A 7,937-nucleotide genomic window follows, 5' to 3' on the forward strand; every position below is an offset into this window, starting at 1 on the left:
TTTTAGAAGGTCTCGCAAAGCTGTACCCCGCATCGCCACCTTCGCTGGACGTCCGGAATAGTTCTCTCGGTGATTACAGCGTCTTCAGCGGATAGTGCGCCGGATACGGCAAGCGTGCGGCACCGCTGTCCACCGCGGCGCGCGCAACGGCTGCGGCCACTTCCGGCAACAGGCGCGGGTCGGTGGGCTTGGGCAGGATGTAATCGGAGCCGAAGCTCAGTTCCACACCACCGTAGCCGGCGCGCACCGCTTCCGGCACTTCCTCGCGCGCGATCTTGCGAATCGCCTCGATGGCGGCCAGCTTCATATCCTCGTTAATGCGCGTGGCGCGTACGTCCAGTGCACCGCGGAAGATGAACGGGAAGCACAGCACGTTGTTCACCTGGTTCGCATAGTCCGAGCGGCCGGTGGCCATGATCAGGTCGTCACGGGTGGCGTGGGCCAGTTCCGGGGCGATTTCCGGGTTCGGGTTGGAGCAGGCGAAGACCACCGGATTGGGGGCCATATGCGCCAGCTGTTCCGCGCTCAGCAGATCCGGGCCGGATACGCCGAGGAATACATCGGCGCCTTCGATGGCGTCGTCCAGGGTCCGCATTTCGGTATCCCGCGCCCACTCGCCCTTGTAGGCATTGATGTCGCTGCGGCCGGAGTGGATTACCCCACGGCTGTCCAGCATGGTGATCTGGTCTTTCTTGGCTCCGGCGGCCAGCAGCAGTTTGCAGCAGGCGGTGGCAGCCGCTCCGGCGCCGAGGCATACGATGCGCACGTCTTCGATCGTTTTACCCTGGATCTCCAGCGCGTTGAGCATGCCGGCCACGGTGACGATGGCGGTGCCGTGCTGGTCGTCGTGGAACACAGGTACCGAGCAGCGCTCGATCAGGGTTTCCTCGATGTGGAAACACTCCGGCGCCTTGATGTCTTCCAGATTGATGCCGCCAAAGGTGTTGGCAATGGCCGCGACCGTCTCGATAAAGCGCTCGGGACTGGGGCAGTCCACTTCAATATCCACCGAGTTGATGTCGGCAAACCGCTTGAACAGCAGCGATTTACCTTCCATCACCGGCTTGGAGGCCAGTGGTCCCAGGTTGCCGAGGCCGAGGATGGCGCTGCCATTGGAGATCACCGCTACCAGGTTGCCCTTGCCGGTATACAGGTAGGCGGCTTCCGGGTCTTTGGCGATTTCACGCACCGGCTCCGCGACTCCCGGGCTGTAGGCCAGGGACAGGTCTTCCTGGGTTTGTGCAGGGGTAGTGAGCTCCACCGAAAGTTTGCCCGGTGTCGGCATGGCATGATAATCGAGCGCTGCCTGGCGCAATGAGTCGGTCATCAGGATGTCATCTCTATTGGTTTGGAATGCGGCCGGCACTGGTTGGGCGGGCGGCAATTTACAGCGGATTTTTGATTTTATTGTGGAGGCAGGAGGACGCCCCTATCCGAGGCGCGAAGAATAACCGAGACGGCTGGAAGTCCACAAGCTCAAAAACTGAGCGCCCGTGTTAATTTCTACTAATTTCAATGGTAAATTCAGAATCGGACGCAATAAACCACCGTTTATTTTGTCTGTTCCGGGATGAATATTTCTCACCCCGGTCCACCAGCCAGCCTTTCACCACTATTTGACGTCCTTGCCAATTGCGCCCGTTTCGGTGGCCATAATCCCGTTTCGGATCCAGCCGCACCGCCACCGGGCCGTCCAGCTCCAGCCACAGGAAGCGGTTGTGATCGGTTTTCTTCACCCTGCCGGTGAGCAGCACAAAGCCACCATCCCCCGGCTGTACCTGGGAGGCTTCGAGAACCGGCCATACCCCCGGAGCCCACACGCCGCGCTGGTACTCCCGGGCCCGGTCCTCGCGACTGGCGAGACACTCGGCGAGACTGAGGTTGGGGGCGATCGCGATGTGGAAGGCGAGGCCGGCGGAGAGCAGCGCGGATTCGAGGCTGTCGCCGCGGTGGTTGTAGACATGGGCGAGCAGACGGCCGTGGTTGTCGTAGCGGTCCTTGTCGTACACCAGCTCCAGATCCCCCCCGGCCAGGAAGCGCTCGGTGAATTCCTTCGCCTCCTGTGCCAGTGGCTGCGCGCGACGCCGTCCGTGGGCCAGTTCCGGCGTGTTGACGCCGATAAGACGCACCCGGCGACCGTCTTTCAGGCGCAGGGTGTCGCCGTCCACCACCTTCTTGAGTGCCACCAGTTCGTCTGCCTCGCCCAGCACGCAGTCGGCGAATACGCGGGCAGGCAGCAGCGCGCTGATAAACAGGAACAGGCAGGCACAAAAAAAGACGCCGAGGGAAGCCCTGGGCGTCTTTTTCTTCGCTGCCGGAATCACACAAGCCATTCCGGTGCGCGGCTCGACGGCACTTACTTGGAAATGCGGCTGCCGAAGCGCTTCTTGAAGCGGTCTACGCGGCCGCCGGTGCTCGCTTCGCGCTGCTTGCCGGTGTAGAACGGGTGGCAGTTTGCGCAAACGTCCAGCTGGATGTCCTTGCCCAGAGTGGAACCCATTTTGTAGGAGTTGCCACAGGAGCAGGTCGCGGTGATTTCGCTGTAATTCGGGTGGATATCGGTTTTCATGATGGCCTCTTTTCGACACCGCCACCCAGTCTTTCGCTGAGCACGGAATCGTCTTTGGTGCAGGGGTCTTCACCCCGGGCTGTTTAAAAAGTCGGCGCATACTATCAGATTAGCCCGGCGATTCAAGCGCAAATGCGGCTGGCGGGGTATCGCGGCGCGAGACCCCGCCAGCCGGGGCTTAGCTGCCAGCGCCACTGGCGTCGATCAGTGCCTGCAGAGCGGCCATATGCCCGTTCAGGGCGGCGTGACCGGATGGTGTCATTTGGTACCAAGTGGTCGGTTTGCGCTCCACAAAATCCTTGCGCGCGGCAATATAGCCCCGTTCTTCCAGTTTGCGTAATTGCGCCCCCAGATTGCCGTCGGTAGCTTGCAGCTGGGACTTGAGGCGGGCGAAGGTGATTTCGCCGTGCTTCGCCAGCAGTACACAGGTGCCCAGGCGAAGGCGGTGCTCCAGCAGCGGATCCAGGGCAGTCAGTGCCTTCATTCCTTTGCCCCGGCATCCTGTGTCTTGAGTGCCGTGCGCCGGCTGAAACCTGCCCAGCACAACGCCAGTCCCACGGTGATACCGGTGATCGTCCAGGAGTAAGGCGGCAGCAGTACCACCATCACCCCATAGGCCACCAGCATCAGAATGCCGCACCACAACAGCGGCCGCTCCAGGTGCACACCGGCCAGACCGTAGGTGATACCGGTGATGAGGAGAAAGTTCGCCCCGCCCATTTCCGGTGATACGCGCCCCAGCATCAGGGGCAGAAAGCACAGCAGAAAGGCGGCGCCGGCCAGGGACCAGTGCAGCGCGTAGCGCAGGCCCAGGCGACAGTCGTTGATCCCCTGGCGCCGGCTCTGGCGCGCACCCAGGTACCAGCTGAACAGGCCGCCGCCGATTCCCGCAACCAGCCAGTAAATTCCCGCCAGCTGGGGGGCGAAATCCGGCAGGCTGAAGCCCACGGCTATTAACAGCGCCCATAGAAAGTACAGCGCCGGGATACCGCCGGCGGTGGCATCTGCGCGCACCGCATTGCTGATGTAGTCGAGGTCACTCTGTAACTTATTCACATCCGTCATGTTCACTATTCCCTTGTGGGTACATTTTGCGGGCTGGCTGTGGATAAGTCCCGCCTGTGGATTGGCCCTGCCCGGCCTGCGAAATCTGACCGCTTACTACCCGCTTACTAAAAGGTGCGACAGGAGCCGATAGAGAACTCTACAATTTAGAGTTGATTTGTAGAGTACTTTAAATTTTAGAGTTGGCAACAAAAAAGAATCGGAAATACGGCGTGACGTGGCAGCGCGCGCCAGTTTTTCCACTTTTGCACCCTTCTTCGGTTTTTCGAGAGGGGTGGAGTACGCGCTGGCGGGTAAATCCATCTGCTTGATCGCATCGCGTCGCAGGCTGGAGCACGGCAATGGTGCTGTACCCGGAGGCGCCAACCGTTACACTAGCGCGCTTTCGCGGCGCGAACGCGCGTACCTAATACCGGGGCAGTTTGGGGGACAGATTGGAGCAAGCGGCGGCACACTCAGGCGTAGCGCACGGCATCCTGCGATTGGCAGTGCCGGTGCCATTGCGACGACTGTTCGATTATCTGCCGCCGCAAGGACTCACCGCGGATGACCTGCGCCCCGGACAGCGTTTCTGGGTGTCCTTTGGCAATCGCAATCTCGTGGCCGTTCTGGTGGATGTGGTTTCCGAGTCGCCGCTGGCGGAGCTCAAGCCCGCCCTGGAACGCATCGACAGCCAGCCTATTTTTGATGATCGCAGTCGTGGATTCCTGCAGTGGACGGCGGATTACTACCAGGCGCCACTGGGCGAGCTCTACGCAGCCGCACTACCTGTCGCCTTGCGCAAGGGCAAGCCGGCGGACCACTGGGCAGAGCAGTGGCTCGAGCTCACCACCGAGGGCAAGGGGCTGCCGGAGACTGCGCTGGCGCGGGCCAAGAAACAGCAGGAGCTCCTGCAACTATTGTTGCGCAGCGGCCGTCAGAGCCGCACCGCACTCAATGCCCGCGGACTCAACAGCAGTGTGTGCAAGGCGCTGATCGAGCGCGGGCTCGCGCGCTGGGTTTCCGGACCCACCGCGCCGCCCCCCCTGGAAGTGGTGGAACCGCGCCCTGCCCCACAACTGAACGACGAGCAACGCCAGGTGATCGACAGCGTGGCCGCCACCGGTTTCAGTGCTTCCCTGCTGGAAGGTACTACCGGCAGTGGCAAGACCGAGGTTTACCTGCGGCTGATGGAGCGCGCCCTGCAACGGGGGCAACAGGCGCTGCTGCTGGTGCCCGAGATCGGACTGACGCCCCAGACCCTGCGCAGAATTGCCGCGCGCTTCCCCGACTTCCGTATCGCCGCCCTGCACTCCGGTCTTGCCGATGGCGAGCGCGCCCGCGCCTGGCTATCGGCGGCCAGCGGTGTGGCAGACATCGTTATCGGTACCCGTTCCGCCATCTTTACCCCGCTGCCGCGACTCGGGGTGATTCTGATTGACGAGGAGCATGACGGCTCCTTCAAGCAGCAGGACGGGGTGCGCTATTCCGCCCGCGACCTGTCGTTGGTACTGGCGAAGCGCGCCGAAGTGCCGGTCTTGCTGGGCTCCGCCACCCCATCCCTGGAGAGCCTGCACAACGCGTTGAGTGGGCGCTACCAGCACCTGCGCCTGCGTCAGCGCGCGGGCAATGCGCGCCCACCGGAAATCAGCGTGGTTCCCACGTTTCACCAGCAGTTGCAGGAAGGGTTCGCGCCGCAGGTATTGCGGCATATCGGGGAAACGCTGCAGCGCGGCGAACAAGCACTGGTGTTCATCAACCGCCGTGGCTACTCCCCGGCGCTTACCTGTGACGACTGCGGCTGGCTCGCGGATTGCCCGCATTGTTCCGCCAAGCTCACCCTGCACCGGCGCCAGCGCCACCTGCGCTGTCACCACTGTGATTACCGTATGCGCGAGGTGCACAATTGCCCCCAATGTCACAGTCGCAACCTGAACGCCCTGGGTGCCGGCACCGAGCGCAGTGAGGACTTCCTAACCCACACCTTCTCAAACTTCCCAGTGATCCGTGTGGATCGGGATACCACCGCCAGCAAGCAGGCGCTGGACAAATTGCTGGAGCCGGCGCGCAACGGCGAGCCGTGCCTGTTGCTCGGAACCCAGATGCTGGCCAAGGGCCACCACCTGCCCCGGGTCACCCTGGTGGTGATCCAGGATGCCGATGGCGGACTGTTCAGCGCCGATTTCCGTGCCCCGGAACGCATGGGGCAGTTGCTGGAGCAGGTGGCCGGGCGCGCCGGACGTGGCGACCTGCCGGGACACGTGCTGGTACAGAGCCGTTACCCTGAACACCCCCTGCTGCAACTGCTGCTGACAAAGGGCTACGGTGCCTTCGCCCGCCAGTTGATGGAGGAACGCAAGATCGCCCAGCTGCCGCCGGCGCGGGCAATGGCGCTGGTGCGTGCCGAATGCGAAGAACCGCGCTGGGCCGAGGAATTCCTCAGCAGTGCGCGGGACTACTTGCAGGCCATGGCCCCGCCCTCCCCGGAGCTGCAGTATCTCGGCCCGGTGCCAGCGCTGCTGGAGCGCAAGTCCGGCCGCTTCCGTTTCTATGTGCAGATCACCGCGGACAAGCGCGGGCTGTTGCAGAAACTGCTCGCGCAATTCAGTAGCTGGGCCGAAGGCAACCGCAATCGCCGCATACGCTGGGCGATTGACATGGATGCCCAGGAATTATCGTAAACCCCGCACACAGCGCCCGACGCAGCGGTTACAATTTCCCCGTCCGCACAATAATCATTGAAGACTGAGAGAAGTGTCATGGCTCGCCGCAATACCCGCCGCCAACAATCCACCGGCAAACCCGCCTGGGTCTGGTTTGTACTGGGCAATTTCGTCGGTGGTTTTGCGGTGTTCGTATTCCTGCTGAATGACCTCAAGATCGAACAGGGCAAGGTTGCCGCCCGGGCCGACAAGCCCGCCGCCCGCGAGCCGGCACCTGCGGAAGCCAAACCGCGCTTCGATTTCTACAAGCTGCTGGAAGAGAATGAAGTCAAAGTACCCGAGCCGAAGAAGCAGCAGGCGAGGGTAAAGGCGGGAGAAGAGAAAAGCAGCGATACCGCCCAGCGGGTAGAGCCAAAATCGGACCTGGTCTACATCCTCCAGGCCGCCAGCTTCCGCGACAAAGCCGAAGCGGATCGCCTGCGCGCGCAACTGATGCTCGCCAATCTGGATGTCAAGGTCGAATCCGCCACCGACACCCGCGGCACCTGGCACCGGGTACTCGTAGGCCCCTACACCAACCGCTCCAAAATGGCCGCCGCGCGCGGTGTACTCGCGGAACACCGCCTGATGCCGCTGGTGCTCAAGCGGCCTGCCAAGGGCTAGCTCCGCAGACTTCGCCGTCTAAACCTCCGTCTCCACCAGGCGGCGCGCAATCCGGTGCGCCACCGGTGCGATCAGGGATATCAGCGGAAACGCCACCACCCAGGCCACCAGCCCAGCGTGCAGCCAGCGCGACAGGAATCCCTCGGTGACCCCGGTATTGATAATCGTCACCACACCCGACATCAGTGTCGACATAAAGAACGACATAAAAAACGCGAACACCAGGGTGTAATAACGGGGCTTCAAACGGGCCACAGGCACTCTCCATCCAACCTCAGGAAGTAGCCGCGGAGTATAAAGCCGCACCTCCCAAGTTGAAATCCTGCCCCTTCGACCACACTTAGTGCTCTTGAAATGTAAAACGCAGAGGCACATGTGGAACAATATCGCGGTACAACCATTCTCTCCGTCCGCCGGAACGGCAAAGTCGTCATCGGCGGTGACGGGCAGGTCTCCATGGGTAACACCATCATGAAAGGCAATGCCCGCAAAGTCCGCCGCCTCTACAACGACAAGGTCATCGCCGGATTCGCCGGCGGTACCGCTGACGCCTTCACCCTATTCGAACGCTTTGAAGCCAAACTGCAGGCCCACAACGGCCAGCTCACCCGCGCCGCCGTCGAACTCGCCAAAGACTGGCGTACCGACCGCGCCCTGCGCCGCCTGGAAGCGCTGCTCGCCGTCGCCGACGAAACCGCCAGCCTGATCGTGACCGGTAACGGCGACGTCATCCAGCCGGAAGATGACCTCATCGCCATTGGCTCCGGCGGTCCCTTCGCCCAGTCCGCGGCGCGCGCACTGCTCGACAACACCGAGATGGATGCGCGCAGCATAGTCGAACAGGGATTAAAAATTGCCGGTGATATCTGCGTGTACACCAACCACAACAACACAATTGAAGAACTGAATTACTAAGTTAAGAACCAACTAACTGACGAAGTAATTCACCACAAAATGAAGGCGGGGTGACGGGTACTGGTTTTTGAAAGCGTCGGCGA

At 62.0% G+C, this 7,937-nt stretch carries 9 protein-coding genes; 3 read left to right on the forward strand and 6 right to left on the reverse strand.

Features of this window, described 5'->3' with window-relative positions; translation table 11 throughout:
- Positions 1-73 precede the first annotated feature (73 nt).
- From B4U49_RS02145 to B4U49_RS19045, 5 genes are all read right to left on the reverse strand, one after another.
- Entirely contained in the window at positions 74-1,327 is a 1,254-nt protein-coding gene (locus B4U49_RS02145) for a malic enzyme-like NAD(P)-binding protein (RefSeq protein WP_078082940.1), read from the reverse strand.
- Between the two features lie 169 nt (positions 1,328-1,496).
- The gene (locus B4U49_RS02150) at positions 1,497-2,324 is read right to left on the reverse strand and encodes a thermonuclease family protein (protein WP_158078531.1); all 828 of its coding nucleotides are present in this window, start codon (positions 2,322-2,324) and stop codon (positions 1,497-1,499) included.
- 32 nt (positions 2,325-2,356) lie between these two features.
- On the reverse strand, positions 2,357-2,569 hold the full coding sequence (gene rpmE, locus B4U49_RS02155) for a 50S ribosomal protein L31 (protein ID WP_078082942.1): 213 nt from the start codon (positions 2,567-2,569) through the stop codon (positions 2,357-2,359).
- A gap of 178 nt (positions 2,570-2,747) precedes the next feature.
- Positions 2,748-3,053, reverse strand: a complete 306-nt coding sequence (locus tag B4U49_RS19040) for a winged helix-turn-helix domain-containing protein (protein WP_158078532.1) — start codon at positions 3,051-3,053, stop codon at positions 2,748-2,750.
- Positions 3,050-3,634 (reverse strand): hypothetical protein, encoded by a 585-nt coding sequence (locus B4U49_RS19045; RefSeq protein WP_158078533.1) that lies wholly within the window; start codon positions 3,632-3,634, stop codon positions 3,050-3,052. Before B4U49_RS19045 ends, B4U49_RS19040 begins: the two co-directional genes overlap by 4 nt.
- A 422-nt stretch (positions 3,635-4,056) precedes the next feature.
- Between B4U49_RS19045 and B4U49_RS02165 the strand changes: the two genes are divergently transcribed.
- Both B4U49_RS02165 and B4U49_RS02170 read left to right on the forward strand, forming a co-directional pair.
- Positions 4,057-6,294, forward strand: a complete 2,238-nt coding sequence (locus tag B4U49_RS02165; RefSeq protein ID WP_239692434.1) for a primosomal protein N' — start codon at positions 4,057-4,059, stop codon at positions 6,292-6,294.
- Between the two features lie 78 nt (positions 6,295-6,372).
- Positions 6,373-6,939: an SPOR domain-containing protein gene (locus B4U49_RS02170; RefSeq protein WP_078082944.1), complete on the forward strand. Its 567-nt coding sequence runs from the start codon at positions 6,373-6,375 to the stop codon at positions 6,937-6,939.
- Positions 6,940-6,957: 18 nt separating this feature from the next.
- Here the strand turns inward: B4U49_RS02170 and B4U49_RS19155 are convergent, their stop codons facing one another.
- Positions 6,958-7,194: a DUF2798 domain-containing protein gene (locus B4U49_RS19155; protein ID WP_204902967.1), complete on the reverse strand. Its 237-nt coding sequence runs from the start codon at positions 7,192-7,194 to the stop codon at positions 6,958-6,960.
- Between the two features lie 120 nt (positions 7,195-7,314).
- Between B4U49_RS19155 and hslV the strand changes: the two genes are divergently transcribed.
- A complete protein-coding gene (hslV, locus tag B4U49_RS02180; protein ID WP_078082945.1) occupies positions 7,315-7,854 on the forward strand; it encodes an ATP-dependent protease subunit HslV in 540 nt (179 codons plus the stop codon).
- Positions 7,855-7,937 lie beyond the last annotated feature (83 nt).

Origin of the sequence: Microbulbifer mangrovi (genome assembly GCF_002009015.1) — a bacterium.
Taxonomy (GTDB): Bacteria; Pseudomonadota; Gammaproteobacteria; order Pseudomonadales; family Cellvibrionaceae; genus Microbulbifer; species Microbulbifer mangrovi.